This window comes from Amycolatopsis sp. NPDC049253 (assembly GCF_040678995.1).
In the GTDB taxonomy this organism is placed as follows: Bacteria; Actinomycetota; Actinomycetes; order Mycobacteriales; family Pseudonocardiaceae; genus Amycolatopsis.
In genome coordinates, this window is the sequence record NZ_JBFAQX010000011.1 from 77948 (window position 1) to 93077 (window position 15130).

Genomic DNA, 15130 nt, shown 5'->3' on the forward strand with positions numbered 1-15130 from the left:
CTGTCCATCCTGCGACTTCATCGACACTGAGACCGCACAATCTCGCTGAAGTTCGGGAATTCTTCTCGAGCACTGGTGATCACCTCGGACGCAGCCTGTCTCCCGGACGGCGCCCAGCGCTCCGCGATCTGCGTCAGGCGGGCATCAACGCACGGCTCATGCTCGTGGTGCGGATACATCATCGCCTCACACGGTCCGAAGCCACCTGCAAGCAGCCACAGATATCCATCCACATCACCGGCGACGACTCCAGTCTCCCCTTCGGATCCGAGGAACACCACCGGCTGCTGCACAACCGGCCTGCCACCACGCACGAGCCAGAACGCAGCCAGCCCACCGGAGCCGTCCTGGCCGAACACCCGGAACTCGGCACCGTCAACAGCCGGGTTCCCGGTCCAAGCCTGCCACCACTCGGCTGTTTCGGCTTCGCTCTGGAACTGCGGATACGGCTCGAAGTCCACGCCCGAGCCATCCCGGTAGTCGAAGGGCTCGCGATGAGCTTCCACCAGCATTTCGGGCATCACATCGTCGGGCTCGGCCACGCCCCCACCCTACGACCAGACCCTCGTGCCACGAGCCATGCTCGCCGAGCGCGTGGAATGACACAGAGTGGCTGAACTCGAAACGCGAGCCTTAGAGCCTGTCTCACTTGGTGAGTTTCTTGTAGCAGGTGATGGCGGCGCCGAGGGCGAGGAAGGCGAGGTAGTGGCTGGGTTTGCGTTCGTAGCGGATGGTGAGTCGGCGGTAGCCGAATAGCCAGGCGATGGCCCGTTCGATGACCCAGCGGTGTTTGCCGAGTTTGTCGGTGGATTCGATGCCTTTGCGGGTGATGCGCGGGATGATCCGGCGGTGGCGGAGCCAGTCGCGCAGGGCGGGGATGTCGTAGGTCTTGTCGGCGTGCAGCTTGGCCGGTTTCCTGCGACGCGGTCCGCGGTGGGAGCGGGTGGCTGGGATGGCGTTGACCAGGGGTTTGAGCGCGTGGCTGTCGTGGGTGTTGGCCGCGGAGATCGCGACGGTCAGGGGCAGGCCGTTCCGGTCGGACAGGGCGTGGATCTTGGAGCCGGGTTTGCCGCGGTCGACCGGGTTCGGGCCGGTCAGTTCGCCCCTTTTTTGGCCCTGACGGACGCTGCGTCGAGGACTGCACGGGACCAGTCGATCATGCCTTTGCTGCCCAGCTCGTCCAGGACTGCTCGGTGCACTTCGCGCCACAGTCCGGCGGTGGTCCACTCGCTGAACCGGCGATGCGCCGTCGGTACCGTGACCCCGAAGCTGGGCGGCAGGTGTCGCCAGGCGCACCCGCTGGTCAGCACGAACACGATCGCGGTGAACACTGCCCGGTCGTCCACTCGCGACATTCCACCGCCCTGTGGGCGCGTCTTTCCCGCCGGGATCAGCGGTTCGACCAGCGCCCACAACTCGTCCGGCACCAGCCGCCGTGACAACTCGTCCATCACAATTCACGATCTTGCCTGGGCGTCAACCAAGATCCAAGTGAGACACGCTCTTAGCCGAGCGTCAACTCTTCGGCGACGACTGCTGCTGACTCGGCAACGTCCCTGCCGCCATCCTGCGCGCCACCTCGCGGCGCAGGTACAGGAACCACACGAACGCCGCCAGGAACAGCACGCCGATGATCGCGATCGCGGGCAACACGAACGCCATCGCGATCAGTGCGACCTGCAGCACCAGCACCACCGGCACCGCCCAGACGTGCTTGAGCAGGCCGCACAGCACGAGCAGCGCGACGGCGATGCCGATGACGGTCCAGCCCGTCGCCGAGGTGATGCCGCCGCCGAGTTTGTTGACGACGGGCAGCGCGAGGGCGACCGTGATGGCTTCCATGATCAGCGTGCCCGAGAGGACGCCGCGGAAGCCCTTCATGGGGTCCTTGGGAGGAGGCGGAGGCGTCTCGCTCATACCGGTTCCTTCCCGAACAGGGTGCGGGCCTCGCCCGCGGTGACCACGGAGCCGGTGACCAGCACGCCGCCGCCGGCGAGGGGTTCCTCCGGGTCGTCGGACTGCTCGACGAGGCCGATGGCCGTCTCGACGGCCGTCTCCAGGTCGGGCTCGGCGAGCACGCGGTCCTCGCCGAAGATCGAGATGGCCAGCTCGTTGAGGTCTTCCAGCTCCATCGACCGCGGGGCCGAGTTGCGCGTGACCACGATGTCCGACACGACAGGCTCGAGCGCGTCGAGGATGCCGCGCGCGTCCTTGTCGGCCATCACCGCGACGACCGCGACCAGGCGGCGGAAGGCGAACTCGTCGGTGACGGTGGCGGCGAGCGCCTGGGCGCCCATGGGGTTGTGCGCCGCGTCGAGCAGCACGGTCGGGGCGGCGCGCACGCGCTCCAGCCGGCCCGGGTTCTCGACCTCGGCGAACGCCTCGCGCACGGCTTCGAGCACCAGCTGGCGCTCCTTGCCCGCGCCGAAGAACGCCTCGACGGACGCAAGCGCGAGCGCCGCGTTGGCCGCCTGGTGGGCGCCGTGCAGGGGCAGGAAGATCTCGTCGTACACGCCGCCGAGGCCCTGCAGCTTCAGCAGCTGCCCGCCCACGGCGACCTCGCGCTCCAGCACGCCGAACTCGCTGCCGGCGCGCGCTACCGCGGCGTCGACGTCGACCGCGCGCTTGAGCAGCACGTTGAGCACGTCGGGGTCCTGCTCGGCGATCACGGCGACGGAGCCGGGCTTGATGATCCCGGCCTTCTCGCGCGCCGCGTCGACGGCCGTCGGGCCGAGGTACTCGGTGTGATCGAGGCCGATGGGGGTGATCACGGCGACGTCGGCGTCGGCGACGTTCGTGGCGTCCCACGCCCCGCCCATGCCCGCCTCGATCACGGCGGCCTCCACGGGGGCGTCGGAGAACGCGGCGAACGCCATGCCGGTGAGCACCTCGAACTTGCTCATCGCCACGCCGTCCTCGCTCGCGGCGTCGACCATGTTCACGTACGGCGCGACGTCGCGGAACAGGTCCACGTACCGCGCGGCCGAAATCGGGTGCCCGTCGAGTGCGATGCGTTCCGTGACGAGCTGCAGGTGCGGGCTCGTGTACCGCCCGACGCGCAGGCCCATGCGCGTGAGCAGCGCGTCGATCATGCGGCTGACCGAGCCCTTGCCGTTCGTGCCGGCGACGTGCAATACGGGGTAGCCGCGGTTCGGCTCGCCCAGCACCGTGACGAGCGCCTGGATCCGCGCGAGGCTCGGCTCGATCTTGGTCTCGGGCCAGCGCTGGTTCAGCTCCGCCTCGACGGCCATGAGCTCTCGGCGGGCCTGGGCTCCGTTGGGGTCTTGCACGGGCTCGTCGACACCCTGGTCGTCGAGCTCGTGCAGCTCCGCGTCTTCGGCGCCGAGCAGGTCCGGCACCGGCCCGGTCGCCAGGTTGTCCCCCAGCTGCCCGATCCCGCCGATGCCCCCGCGCGCCCCACCGCCGACGGCGTACGCGGCGTCCGGCGCGTCCAGGTCGGGGTCGGCGTCGTCCGACTCGTCGTGCGCACGCGTCCCCAGCTCGTCGACCCCGGCGAAACTGTCCGGGTCCGCGAGATCGGGTCGCCGCTCGCCGGCCTCGTCGATCTCCTCGAACGGCCCCTGGCCGTCCGCCTCACCACGCGGCACGCACACGCTCCCTCGACAACGGGCTTCACCTGACCAGACGAGTCTACGTGCGGTGCGTTGCCGGGCGTCGGGCCCGTGTCGGTAGTGATGACCTGCGGGTTCGGCCGTCGGCGAGGTCAGCTCGCGACGGTCCGGCCACCCTCGCGGAACACGACCGCGGCACCGGCCTTCTCGGCGGCCGGGGCGCCACCCGCAGCCGGCGCCCCGGCCCCAGGTCCACCGGCGCGGCGGCTTCGTCGATCGGGAGCAGGCGGACGGACCGGATCCCGGGTCGGTGACGCCCGGGTCCCACCCCTCGTCGTCGGTCCTGGGTCCGCCGTCGAAGACGAAGGCGAGACTCTCGGGCATCGGGCCGCTCTCGCTGACGTGGCCGATCACGAGCACCGATCCGAGTGTTCAGCGCCCCGGCATGCGGCCTTGCTGGTTGAGTCGGGACATGCCGTTCAACCACAACCACCGCTACCATCCCCTGTTCCTCGGTCTCGTGCCGCCCGCAGCGACACGGGCGTTGGACGTCGGGTGCGGGCAAGGGCGGTTCGCGCGGCGGCTGGCGGCGCGAGGGCTCGACGTGGATGCCGTCGACGTGTCCGCGGAGATGGTGCGGATCGCCGCCGCGCTGGGATCGCCGGGGCCGGGGAAGGTCGAGGCAAGGCAGGGAGACATCGCGAACGACGACCTGGAAAGGAACGCCTACGGCTTCATCTCCTGCATCGCCTCGCTCCACCACATGCAGTTCGACACCGTCGGGAAGCTCCGCGACGCCCTCCAGCCCGGTGGAGTCCTCGCAGTGATCGGGCTCGCCCGCGCCAGCACGCCCGGCGACTACGCCGTCGAGCTCGCCTTCGCGCCGGTCAACGTGGCCGCGCGGCTGGTCGTCGCGGCGGGCGAGTGGCTCGACGGAGGTCCGGACCCGACGCCGGAGCCGCCCGTGGAGATGACGTTCCCGACGATGAACGAGCTCAGGCACGACGCGCGAGAGCTCCTGCCCGGCAGCACGATCCGGCGGCTCCCGTTCTGGCGGCACCTCCTGACCTACCGGAAACCGTTGGCCTGACCCGATTCCGGCCGTGTCACACCACTGGCGGGTGAATCCTCGGGGCGGCCACCCGAACGGCGGCAGGCAACCCGCGAAGAGCTGGCTAGACGTGAGAGGAGTCCGTGAATTCGGTTCGGAGAAACGGGGCCTTCCCATGCGTACCACCCGGCTCGTGTTCGCCGCGCTGGCGGCCGCAACAGCCGTCACGACAGTCACCGCCACCGCGGACGCGGCGCCGCAGGAGCACTTCCGCAACTACGTCGCGCTGGGCGACTCGTACACCGCCGGGCCGCTGATCCCCTCGCAGCGGCTGGATCCGCTGGGGTGCGCGAGAAGCACGGCGAACTACCCGGCGATCCTGGCCTCCGCGCTGCGCGTGGACAGCTACACGGACGTCAGCTGCTCGGGCGCGGACACGTCGAACATGACGGCCTCCCAGAGCGTGCCGCTGGGCGTGAACGCGCCGCAGTTCTCCGCGCTGCGCCTCGACACCGACCTCGTGACGCTCGGCATCGGCGGCAACGACTCCGGCGTGTTCGGCACCCTCATCGGCACGTGTCCGGCGCTGCGGCCGACCGACCCGAGCGGCAACCCGTGCGAACGCCACTTCACCGCCGACGGCGTGGACTCCATCAAGGCCGCGTTGACGAACACGCAGCAGAGCATCCAGACGGTGCTGGCCGGCATCCACGCGCGTTCACCGCGGGCGCGGGTGCTCGCCATCGGCTACCCGCGCATCGCACCCGCTTCGGGCTACTGCCCGAGCGTGCTGCCCTTCGCCGACGGTGACTACGCCTGGCTGTCCAGCGTGGAGGAAGCCCTCAACACCGCGATCGAGAACGCCGTCGAAGCCGACGGCGACGCGTCCTATGTGGACACGTTCACGCCTTCGGCCGGCCACGACGCCTGCGCGTCCGGCGGCGCGGCGTGGATCAACGGCCAGGACACCCTGCTCTTCACGGCCGCCGCCTACCACCCGCTGCCCGAAGGCATGGCGGGCCTCGCCGGGATCATCCACCGGCAGCTCGCCGGCTGACCCCCTGACCTCGAACGAGCGGGGCGGCGGTCACCCGCCGGCCCCCGGTCGCTCGTGGACGCCCCTCCCTCGGCACCGCAGAGTCTCGCAGCCGTCACACCGGAGTGTCAACTCAGGTTGTTCACTTGCCGAATTCCGGCAACTGAGATGAAAATCAGCGGGCGAGACCCGCGCCGCTGACCGGCGCAGCCAGGACCGGGCCGGCACCCACCCCCAGTCAAGTGCCGGCTCGGCCCGCCTGGGCCCGGACCTCGTCGGCTTGCCGCACGAAGTCCAGGAGCACCTTCGCGAACTCCCCCGGCAGCTCACCCGGCGCACCGTGCCCGGCCGGCAGCTCGACGTGGTTCGCGTGCGGGATCGCGGTCAGCAGTTCCTGTTGCTGTGCCGCCTCGATCAACCGGTCGTACGTGCTGGAGAGCACCAACGTCGGCGCCGTGATCCCACCCAGCACCGGCCGGAGGTCGACGCCGCGGTCGGCCTCGATCTGCCGCGCCGTCCCGGGCTGGATCACCAGCTGCGCCAGCAGTTCCTCGTTGGCCTCCGCGGTGGTCGTGGCCCAGTAGCCGGGTCCGAACGCCATCAGCGGGAGCATCCGGGCGAACACCTCGGCGCCGTGGTCGAGCAGCTCGAGCCAGTAGCGGAACTCGGCGTCCTGCCGCGTGTCGGTCTTCGGCCAGGCGGCGTGGAGCACGGCGGACCGCACGCGCGCCGGGTGCGTGCCCGCCAGGTGCGCCGCCACCACCGCGCCGAGCGAATGGCCGGCGACGTGGAAGGTGGTGAGGCCGGCGTCGTCCGCCGCGGCCAGTGCTTCGGCCGCGAGATCGGCGACGGACACCGGGCCACCGTGGTCGACCGTGCCGCCGGACCCGGAGAAGTCGGGCGCGACGACCGTGAACGACTCCCGCGCGAGCTCGGCCACCGGCGCCCACTGTTCGTGCGATGCCGCCGTGCCGTGCAGCAGCAGGAGCCCGGGACCGGAACCGGTCACGGCGTAGTGGACCTCGGCGGTTCCCCCGGTCAGGGTCACGGGAACCACGGTCACGCCGCCACGCGCAGGCCGGCGAGCACGTCGCGCAGCACGGCGGTGAACGCGCCGGGGTCCTCCTGGTGCGGCAGGTGCCCGCAGCCGGCGACCACGTGCACGCTCGCGCCGGGCGTGAGCGCGGCGCACGTGCGCGCCACGTCCACCGGGATCTGGACGTCGAGCTCGCCGTGGACGTACGCGATCGGCACGCTCAGCTCCGGCAGCCGCGGGCGCGGGTCCCACGTCGCCGACTCGCCGATGAGCGGGTCGATGTAGCCGGCGGAGTCGACGATCTGGCGGATCGTCCAGTCGACCAGCGCCGCGCTCGCGGCGGGCGCGTACCAGTTCGGCACCCAGCTCGCGACGAGGCCGGGCCGGTCGGCCCGCAGCGCCGCGCCGACCTCGTGGACCTTGTCGCGCATGCCCTCCGACGGCCAGTAGCCCGGGCCGTCCACCGCGACGACGCCGCCGACGAGGTCCGGCCGCGCGAGCGCGAGCTCGGTGCCGAACACCGCGCCCATCGACGAACCCACCACCGCGGGCTTGTCCAGCCCGAGCCCGGTGATCACCCCGACGAGGTCGGCCACGTTGCCGGCGATCGTGTTGCCGGCCGCCGGGCGGTCGGAACGCCCGCACCCGCGCCAGTCGAGCGTGACCACGCGGTGGTCGCGGATCAGGTCGGGCAGCTGGGCCTGCCAGACGCGGCCGCTCGTGCCCCAGCCGTGCAGCAGGAGCACGGCCGGGCCGTCGCCCTCGTCCTCGTAGTAGAGCCGCGTGCCCCGGACCTCGACGAATGCCATCGGATCTTCCTCTCTTCCGTTCGCCTTCGAGCCAACCGCGACGGCACGCGACGACCAACGACCAGACCGCTCGTAGACTCATCACGAACGCTGATGAATGGGGCGGGCATGGAGCTGCGTCAGCTGAAGTACTTCGTGGTCGTCGCCGAGGAGCTGCACTTCGGGCGCGCGGCCGAGCGCCTGCACATCGTGCAGCCGGCGGTGAGCCAGCAGGTGCGGCGGCTGGAGCGCTCACTCGGCGCGGAGCTGTTCGAACGGACCACGCGCACCGTGTCGTTGACCGAAGCGGGCGAGCGGTTCCTGCCGCACGCGCGCGCCGTGCTCGCCGCGGCCGAACGCGCGGCCGACGCCGTGGCCGACTTCCGCGCCGAACGCGCCCGGCTCGTGCGGCTGGGCACCAGCGACGGCCTCGGCGACCGGCTCGACGGCTTCCTCGCCGCGTTCACCCGCCTCGCCCCGGACGTCCAGCTGGAACTCGTGCACGCCCCCACCAAGGCGCGCCTCCGGCAGATCCGCGACGGCGCCCTCGACGCCGCCTTCCTCCGCGGCGACTGGCCCGCCGACGGCCTCGACTTGACTCCTCTGTGGACTGACGAGGTGCTCGTCGCACTCCCCGCCACCCACCCGCTGGCCGCGCGCGAGGTCGTCGACTTCGCCGACCTCGCGCCGTTGCCGCTGCGCCTGAGCTCCCCCGAACGCAACCGCCCGCTGCACGACCTCGTGCTGGCGTCCTGCCGCGAGGCCGGCTTCGAACCGGTGCTGGGCAAGGAGTTCACCAACGCCCAGGACACCCTCGGCACACTCGGCCTGGGCCGTCCCCAGTGGACGGTCTTCTACCGCGCCCACGCCAACCTGCTGCCCGTACCGGGCGTCACCTTCCGTCCACTGCGCAACCCGGCTCCGGTGATGCCCACCTACCTCGCCACCTCCGCCGACCGCCGCCTGCGGCCGGAAGTCCTGGCGCTGATCGAGGCGGGCCGGGAGCTGGGCTGAAAGTCGGGGCAATTCACCGCCTGGCTTCCGACGCGAGGATGCCCGGCCCAGTGCCGCGCCGAGCTCCCTCCACCGCGGCCCCTTGCGCCGGCCACCGAACCTCACCCGACCCACCGAAGCGACACACCCACCCAGGCTCGATGCCCACCTACCTCGCCACCTCCGCCGACGCCGCCTGCGGCCGGAAGTCCTGGCGCTGATCGAGGCGGGCCGGGAGCTGGGCTGAAACGAAAAGTGGCGCCCGGCGCGAGAAGCGCCGGACGCCACCGTCAAGCCGAACCTCACGAAGCCGGCAGCGCCGCCAGCCGGGACTCGATGCGCTCGATGTCCGCCGCGGCCGTGGCCCGGCGGGTCTTGATCTTTTCGATGACCTGCTCGGGCGCCTTGGCGATGAAGGACTCGTTGCCCAGCTTGGCCTCGGTCTGCGCGAGCTCCTTCTGCGCCACGCCCAGGTCCTTCTGCAGGCGCTTGCGCTCCGCGGCGACGTCGATGGTGCCGGACAGGTCGAGCTCCACCACGGCCACGCCGCCGGCGAGGGCGACCTCCAGGGAGGCGCTCGCGGCGAAGTCCGGCTCGGCCGGCGTCAGTCGCACCAGCGACCGGATCGCGTCGTCGTGGCCCGAGACCACGTCGAAGCCCGCGCCGGAGAGGCGGGCGGCGACCTTCTGGCCCGGCTTGAGGCCCTGGTCGGCGCGGAAGCGGCGGATCTCGGTGACGAGCTTCTGCACGTCGGCGATCCGGGCGTCCGCCACGGTGTCGGCGTAGCCCGCCGGCGCGGTGGGCCACGAGGCGATCACCAGGGACTCACCGCCGGTCAGCGCGGTCCACAGCTTCTCGGTGATGAACGGGATGAACGGGTGCAGCAGGCGCAGCACCGTGTCCAGCACGTGCCCGAGCACCGAGCGCGTGGCCGCGACCCGCGCGGAATCCCCTTGGTACAGCTGGACCTTCGCGAGCTCCAGGTACCAGTCGCACAGCTCGTTCCACGTGAACTGGTACAGCGCGCCCGCGACCTTGGCGAACTGGAAGTCCTCGAACAGGCCGTCCACTTCGGACACCAGCGAGCCGAGGCGGCCGAGGATCCAGCGGTCGGCCTCGGTCAGCTCCGCCGCGGCGGGCAGCGGAGCCGAGACCGAAGCCCCGTTCATCATCGCGAACTTGCTGGCGTTCCACAGCTTCGTGCAGAAGTTGCGCGAGCCCGCGGCCCACTCGTCGGCCAGCGCCATGTCCGCGCCCGGGTTCGCGCCGCGCGCGAGGGTGAAGCGGGTGGCGTCGGCGCCGTAGGCGTCCATCCACTCGAGCGGGTCGATGACGTTGCCGCGCGACTTCGACATCTTCTTGCCGTTCGCGTCGCGGATGAGCCCGTGCAGGTAGACGTGGTCGAACGGCTGCACGCCGTCCATCTCCTGCACGCCGAACATCATCATGCGCACGACCCAGAAGAACAGGATGTCGTAACCGGTCGACAGCACGCTCGTCGGATAGAACTTCGCCAGATCCGCCGTCGCGGACGGCCAGCCCATGGTCGACATCGGCCACAGGCCCGACGAGAACCACGTGTCCAGCACGTCGGGGTCCTGCGTCCAGCCCTCGCCCGTCGGCGGCTGCTCGTCCGGGCCCACGCACACGACCTGGTCGTCGGGGCCGTACCAGACCGGGATCCGGTGCCCCCACCACAGCTGGCGCGAGATCGTCCAGTCGTGCATGTTGTCGACCCAGTCGAAGTACCGCTTCTCCAGCTCCGCCGGGTGGATCTTCGTGCGCCCGTCGCGCACCGCGTCACCGGCGGCGCGCGCCAGCTCCTCGACCTTCACCCACCACTGCAGCGAAAGCCGCGGCTCCACCACGGTGTCGCAGCGCGAGCAGTGGCCGACAGCGTGCACGTACGGCCGCTTCTCCGCCACGATCCGGCCCTGCTCCCGCAGCGCCGCCACGATCGCGGGCCGCGCCTCGAACCGGTCGAGCCCCTCGAACGGGCCCGGCACCGTGATCTCGGCGCGCTCGTTCATGATCGTGAGCATCGGCAGGTCGTGCCGGCGGCCGATCTCGAAGTCGTTCGGGTCGTGCGCCGGGGTCACCTTCACGGCGCCGGTCCCGAACTCCGGGTCCACGTGCTTGTCGGCGACGATCGGGATCTTGCGCCCGGTCAGCGGCAGCTCGACCTCGGTGCCCACCAGGTGCGCGTAGCGCTCGTCGTCGGGGTGCACGGCCACGGCGGTGTCGCCCAGCATCGTCTCGGCGCGGGTCGTGGCCACCACGATGGCGTTGTCGCCTTCGCCGTAGCGGATCGACACGAGCTCGCCGTCGTCGTCGCTGTGGTCCACCTCGATGTCCGACAGCGCCGTCTGGCACCGCGGGCACCAGTTGATGATGCGCTCGGCGCGGTAGATGAGCCCGGCGTCGAAGAAGTTCTTGAACACCGTCTGCACGGCCTGCGACAGGTTCTCGTCCATGGTGAAGCGCTCGCGCGACCAGTCGACGCCGTCGCCGAGGCGCTTCATCTGGCCGAGGATCTTGCCGCCGTACTCGGCCTTCCACTCCCAGACGCGCTCCACGAACTTCTCGCGGCCCAGGTCGTGGCGTGAAAGGCCCTCGCCGGCGAGCTGGCGCTCGACCACGTTCTGCGTCGCGATGCCGGCGTGGTCCATGCCCGGCAGCCACAGGACCTCGTAGCCCTGCATGCGACGGCGGCGGCTCATCGCGTCCATCAGGGTGTGGTTGAGCGCGTGGCCCATGTGCAGGCTGCCGGTGACGTTCGGCGGCGGCAGTACGATCGAGAACGGCGGCTTCTCCGACGAAGCGTCGGCCGTGAAGTACCCGGCCGCTACCCAGCGGTCGTACATCGGTGCTTCTTCGGCGGCCGGGTCCCAGGCACCCGGAAGGTCGGTTTTCTGCTGCGGAGCGTTCTCGGTCACAATGGACAAGTCTACGAACCCGCCGCGGCGGGTTTTATCAGGGGGAAAGGCGGTGCACGGATGACCCGACCGGAAGATCCGGACGACCGGATCGAGACGCACCCGGACCTCGTCGATCCGAACTGGCGCAAGCACGCCGAGCTCGACGCTTGGCTGGGTGCCAAGAAGGAGATGAAGAAGCGGCGCAAGCGCGAACGCCGCTCCGGCGTCACCGCGGGGTACGGCTACGCCTCCGCCCCGAGCCGCTGGCCCGGCGTGCTGGCCCTCACCATCCTCGTGCTGCTCATCGCCGGCGCGATCGTGGTGCACCAGCTCCAGGACCACGGCGTCAACGAGTTCTGGTTCGCGGTGAGCCTGGGCACCGCCGCGTTCACGGGCACCCCGCCGGCCTGACCGGTCCTCCGAAGTCGCGCGGCCCCCGCGCGAGGGCCGCACCAGCGGCGAACGATCGCCGGTGCGGCCTGGACCGGCCGGCGCTCAGCCGCCGCCCCAGATGTCCTCGACGTACCGGTTCGCCGCGCGAAGACCGGCGAGCCAGGCCTGCGCGTCGGCCTCGCCGGTGCCCGTCTTCTCGGCGAACAGCGTGGTGAAGGCCGCTCGGACACCGGGCGCCATCGTGGCCGCGTTGCCGCAGACGAACACCGCCGCGCCCTCCTGCAGCAGCCGCCACACCTCGTCGCCGGCGGCCGCGATCTCGTGCTGGACGTACTTGCGCCCGTCGACCGGGGCGCGGGAGAACACGACGTGCAGCTTGGCGACCCCCTGGCGGTCGTATTCGCGCAGTTCGTCGGCGTACAGGAAGTCCTGGTCGGCGCCGCGGCAGCCGAAGAACAGCAGCGACTCGGCGATCGGCACGCCCTGCGCGCGCAGCGCCGCCCGCTCCTGCAGGAACCCGCGGAACGGGGCGAGCCCGGTCCCCGCCCCGACCATGATCATCGGGGTGTGCGGGTTGTCCGGCGGCCGGAACTCGATGGTCGGGTGCCGCACGAAGACGAACACCGTGCTGCCGTCGGGGCTGCCCGCCAGGTAGTTGGAGCAGACACCCGAGAACGTGGTGTCGCCGCCACCGCGCACGGGGGCGCGCAGCACGCCCGTGGTGATGCTGGCGACCTTCGCGTCGGTCAGCGGCGAGGACGAGATCGAGTAGTAGCGCGGCCGCAGCGGGGGCAGCAGGTCGAGGTAGACGCCGAACGGCACCGCGCAGGCGGGGAACTCCTCCAGCAGGTCCAGCAGCGACCGGCGAGGTGTGAAGACCCGCTCCTGGTAGCGGGCTTGGGACGCCTCGTCGTCCCCGGCCAGCGACTCGAGCTCGGCGCGCTGGGCGGGGTCCTCGGTGTGGCGGGCGAGCACCTCTATGCCGGCCCGGGAGGCCACGTCCTGCAGCTCGACGCAGCTGGCGAGGATGCCGAGCAGCGGTGCGGGCTCGTCGACGGGCAGGTGGGTGTGGTCGCCGCTGTGGGGGATGATCGTCGCGTACATGCCGCCGTCGAGCTCGAAGCGCAGCATCACCCGGCGGATCAGGTCGAGGTGGTTGCGCGGCAGCACGCCGAGGTGGTCCCCGGCGCGGAAGTCGGCGCCCTCGGGCAGCGCGACCTCGATGTGCTTGGTGGACCGCCCGCCGTCGGCCGCGTACAGCTCACGGTTGACCCGCACCAGCGCCGGCTGTGCCTGGTAGGACATGATCACCGGGTTGTTCAGCTGGCGGTTGACCAGCGTGATCGACAGCCGGGGACCGGTGGTGGCCGGCTCGGCCGCGCTCGCGGGCAGGCCGGCGCTCGCGGCCACGTCGGCCCAGAGCCCGTGGTGCCAGGCGCGGTACTGGGCGTCGAAGTCGCCGTTCGCGTTGCCCTCGCCCCGGGGGTGCAGCCGGGTGGCGCCGTGCGCGGCCAGCTCGGTGTCGATCAGTTTCGGCACCGCCTGGTACGTGGCCGCCCATTCGGTGTTGCCGCAGCCGAACACGGTGTAGGACAACCCGGCGGCGGCGTCCTTCGCCGTGCCCGGTCGGCGCAGCCACTCGCAGAGCTTGCCGGCGTTGTCCGGCGGCGTGCCGTTGTAGGACGACGTGACGATCACGGCCGCGCCCGGGGAAGGCAGCGCGTCCGTGACGTCGTCGAGCGCGCTGAGCGTCACGGCGTAGCCGCGCTCGGTCCCCTCGCGGGTGAGCCGCGTCGCGATGCCTTCCGCGGTCCCGAGGTTCGAGCCGTAGGCGACCAGCAGCGGGGTCTTGTGCGCGTCCGGCGCGAGCGCGGCGCGCGGGGCGGGCGCGGCGGAGACGGACTTCGCCGGTGCCGCGGGGGCGCCGCCGGGCCGGGTCAGCACGAACCCGGGGCGAGGGCGCACCTGGATGTGCATCTCGTCGGGCTTGATGGTCAGCGTCGTCTTGGTCTTGAGCTGGTAGTCCAGGTGGTCGACGAAGTCGAAGCGCTGCACCAGCATGCCGAGCACGAGCACGGCCTCCTGCATGGCGAACTGCCGGCCGATGCAGGCCCGCTGCCCGGTGCCGAAGGGCTTGTAGACGTTGGGCGAGAGCGCCGCGAGCCGTTCGGCGGCCATGTGGTCGGGATCGAACTCCTCCGCGTCGTCGCCCCACACGCTGCGGTCCCGGTGCAGCATCGGTGTCAGCACGGTCAGCGGGAGGCCGTGCTCGACCAGGTACCGGCCGCCGATCACGGTCTCCTCGAACGGCGTGCGGGTGAACCCGGGCGCGGTCGGCCACAGCCGCAGGGCCTCGCTGAGCACCTGCCGGACGTAGACCAGCTTGTGGATCTGCTCGTAGGTGGGCTCGGCGTCGGTGCCGAACACCTCGTCGACCTCGGCGCGGGCGCGAGCGAGCACGTCGGGGTTCTTGAGCAGGTAGTAGATCGCGAAGGACAGCAGGCCGCTGGTGGTTTCGTGGCCGGCGATGAGGAAGGTGATGCACTGCGCCCGGATGTTCTCGTCGGGCAGCCGCTCGCCGCTCTGCTTGTCGACGCCGTTGATCATCTGGCCGAGCAGGTCGTCCTTCTTGCCGGCTTCGCCTTCGGCGCGGCGTTCGGCGATGAGCTTGTCAACCAGGTCGTTCATGAACGCCTGGTCTTCCTCCAGCTGCCGCTGCGCGTGGATCCGCAGCCGCGTCTGGATGGGCAGCCGGCGGGCGCGGGCCTGCGACTCGGTGAGCGTGCGGATCATCGCCGCGACGAACGGGTGCTGGGTGTCGCGGTAGAAGGAGTTGAACCGGTAGCCGAACCCGCACAGCGCGATGGTGTCCAGCGTCAGCCGGGTCATGTCGGCCGGCACGTCCACCTCCTCGTCCGGGTTCAGCCGCTCCCACTTGTCGACCAGCTGGCCCGCGATGTCCAGCATCATCGGCACGTAGTCGCGCATGGACTGCAGGCTGAAGGGCTTCATCAGGATGTTGTGCGCGCGGTGCCACAGCGGATCGTCCGTCTCGGCCGTGAACAAGCCGGTCGAAGTCGCCGTGCGCCGCACGTTCGCGAGGCCGCCGCTGACCACCTTGTCGAAGCGCGCGTCATCGCAGATCTCCTCGACGAGCGAGGCACCGGACACGATCAACCGCACGCCGCCGGGTGTGGTCAGCCGGAAGATCGGGCCGTACTCCCGGGCCATGTTCATCATGCTCTCGAACGGGCTGTGGGCGTCGATGTCGAAGGCGTTGCCGACGATGGGCAGCGCGCGCGGGCCGGGGATTTCGTCGACGGGGGTCCTGGTGGTCATGGCG

Annotated in this window: 12 protein-coding genes; 4 read left to right on the forward strand and 8 right to left on the reverse strand. The window is 71.1% G+C overall.

Annotation, left to right across the window (positions count from 1 at the left end; all coding sequences use genetic code 11):
* Positions 1 to 17: 17 nt before the first annotated feature.
* The 4 genes from AB0K15_RS24920 to AB0K15_RS24935 form a co-directional block, all read right to left on the reverse strand.
* Positions 18 to 542: an SMI1/KNR4 family protein gene (locus AB0K15_RS24920; protein WP_364054881.1), complete on the reverse strand. Its 525-nt coding sequence runs from the start codon at positions 540 to 542 to the stop codon at positions 18 to 20.
* A gap of 103 nt (positions 543 to 645) precedes the next feature.
* A protein-coding gene (locus tag AB0K15_RS24925; protein WP_364054883.1) for an IS5 family transposase occupies positions 646 to 1451 on the reverse strand; the annotation gives its coding sequence in 2 pieces (ribosomal slippage) (positions 646 to 1100 and positions 1100 to 1451; 807 coding nt in all).
* Between the two features lie 64 nt (positions 1452 to 1515).
* On the reverse strand, positions 1516 to 1917 hold the full coding sequence (locus AB0K15_RS24930) for a DUF4233 domain-containing protein (RefSeq protein WP_364054885.1): 402 nt from the start codon (positions 1915 to 1917) through the stop codon (positions 1516 to 1518).
* Positions 1914 to 3566, reverse strand: coding sequence for a folylpolyglutamate synthase/dihydrofolate synthase family protein (locus tag AB0K15_RS24935; protein ID WP_364055321.1), 1653 nt, complete (start codon positions 3564 to 3566; stop codon positions 1914 to 1916). Before AB0K15_RS24935 ends, AB0K15_RS24930 begins: the two co-directional genes overlap by 4 nt.
* A 478-nt stretch (positions 3567 to 4044) precedes the next feature.
* Between AB0K15_RS24935 and AB0K15_RS24940 the strand changes: the two genes are divergently transcribed.
* On the forward strand, positions 4045 to 4662 hold the full coding sequence (locus AB0K15_RS24940) for a class I SAM-dependent methyltransferase (RefSeq protein ID WP_364054887.1): 618 nt from the start codon (positions 4045 to 4047) through the stop codon (positions 4660 to 4662).
* A gap of 136 nt (positions 4663 to 4798) precedes the next feature.
* On the forward strand, positions 4799 to 5680 hold the full coding sequence (locus AB0K15_RS24945; protein ID WP_364054889.1) for an SGNH/GDSL hydrolase family protein: 882 nt from the start codon (positions 4799 to 4801) through the stop codon (positions 5678 to 5680).
* Between the two features lie 217 nt (positions 5681 to 5897).
* On the opposite strand, the gene AB0K15_RS24950 is transcribed toward AB0K15_RS24945, so the two are convergent.
* Both AB0K15_RS24950 and AB0K15_RS24955 read right to left on the reverse strand, forming a co-directional pair.
* A complete protein-coding gene (locus tag AB0K15_RS24950) occupies positions 5898 to 6707 on the reverse strand; it encodes an alpha/beta hydrolase (RefSeq protein WP_364054892.1) in 810 nt (269 codons plus the stop codon).
* 11 nt (positions 6708 to 6718) lie between these two features.
* Complete coding sequence (locus tag AB0K15_RS24955; RefSeq protein WP_364054895.1) at positions 6719 to 7504, reverse strand: alpha/beta hydrolase; 786 nt, start codon at positions 7502 to 7504, stop codon at positions 6719 to 6721.
* Positions 7505 to 7612: 108 nt separating this feature from the next.
* On the opposite strand from AB0K15_RS24955, the gene AB0K15_RS24960 reads away from it, so the two are divergent.
* Entirely contained in the window at positions 7613 to 8497 is an 885-nt protein-coding gene (locus tag AB0K15_RS24960; RefSeq protein ID WP_364054898.1) for a LysR family transcriptional regulator, read from the forward strand.
* A gap of 281 nt (positions 8498 to 8778) precedes the next feature.
* On the opposite strand, the gene AB0K15_RS24965 is transcribed toward AB0K15_RS24960, so the two are convergent.
* A complete protein-coding gene (locus AB0K15_RS24965; protein WP_364054901.1) occupies positions 8779 to 11412 on the reverse strand; it encodes a valine--tRNA ligase in 2634 nt (877 codons plus the stop codon).
* A 60-nt stretch (positions 11413 to 11472) separates the two neighbouring features.
* On the opposite strand from AB0K15_RS24965, the gene AB0K15_RS24970 reads away from it, so the two are divergent.
* Positions 11473 to 11805 (forward strand): hypothetical protein, encoded by a 333-nt coding sequence (locus AB0K15_RS24970; RefSeq protein WP_364054904.1) that lies wholly within the window; start codon positions 11473 to 11475, stop codon positions 11803 to 11805.
* Positions 11806 to 11889: 84 nt separating this feature from the next.
* On the opposite strand, the gene AB0K15_RS24975 is transcribed toward AB0K15_RS24970, so the two are convergent.
* Positions 11890 to 15126: a cytochrome P450 gene (locus AB0K15_RS24975; protein ID WP_364054907.1), complete on the reverse strand. Its 3237-nt coding sequence runs from the start codon at positions 15124 to 15126 to the stop codon at positions 11890 to 11892.
* Between the last annotated feature and the right edge of the window lie 4 nt (positions 15127 to 15130).

Coding starts and splice junctions, on each gene's coding strand:
- AB0K15_RS24960 (WP_364054898.1), top strand. CDS start 7,613: ATGGAGCTGCGTCAGCTGAAGTACTTCGTGGTCGTCGCCGAGGAGCTG.
- AB0K15_RS24940 (WP_364054887.1), top strand. CDS start 4,045: ATGCCGTTCAACCACAACCACCGCTACCATCCCCTGTTCCTCGGTCTC.
- AB0K15_RS24975 (WP_364054907.1), bottom strand. CDS start 15,126: ATGACCACCAGGACCCCCGTCGACGAAATCCCCGGCCCGCGCGCGCTG.
- AB0K15_RS24970 (WP_364054904.1), top strand. CDS start 11,473: ATGACCCGACCGGAAGATCCGGACGACCGGATCGAGACGCACCCGGAC.
- AB0K15_RS24945 (WP_364054889.1), top strand. CDS start 4,799: ATGCGTACCACCCGGCTCGTGTTCGCCGCGCTGGCGGCCGCAACAGCC.
- AB0K15_RS24955 (WP_364054895.1), bottom strand. CDS start 7,504: ATGGCATTCGTCGAGGTCCGGGGCACGCGGCTCTACTACGAGGACGAG.
- AB0K15_RS24930 (WP_364054885.1), bottom strand. CDS start 1,917: ATGAGCGAGACGCCTCCGCCTCCTCCCAAGGACCCCATGAAGGGCTTC.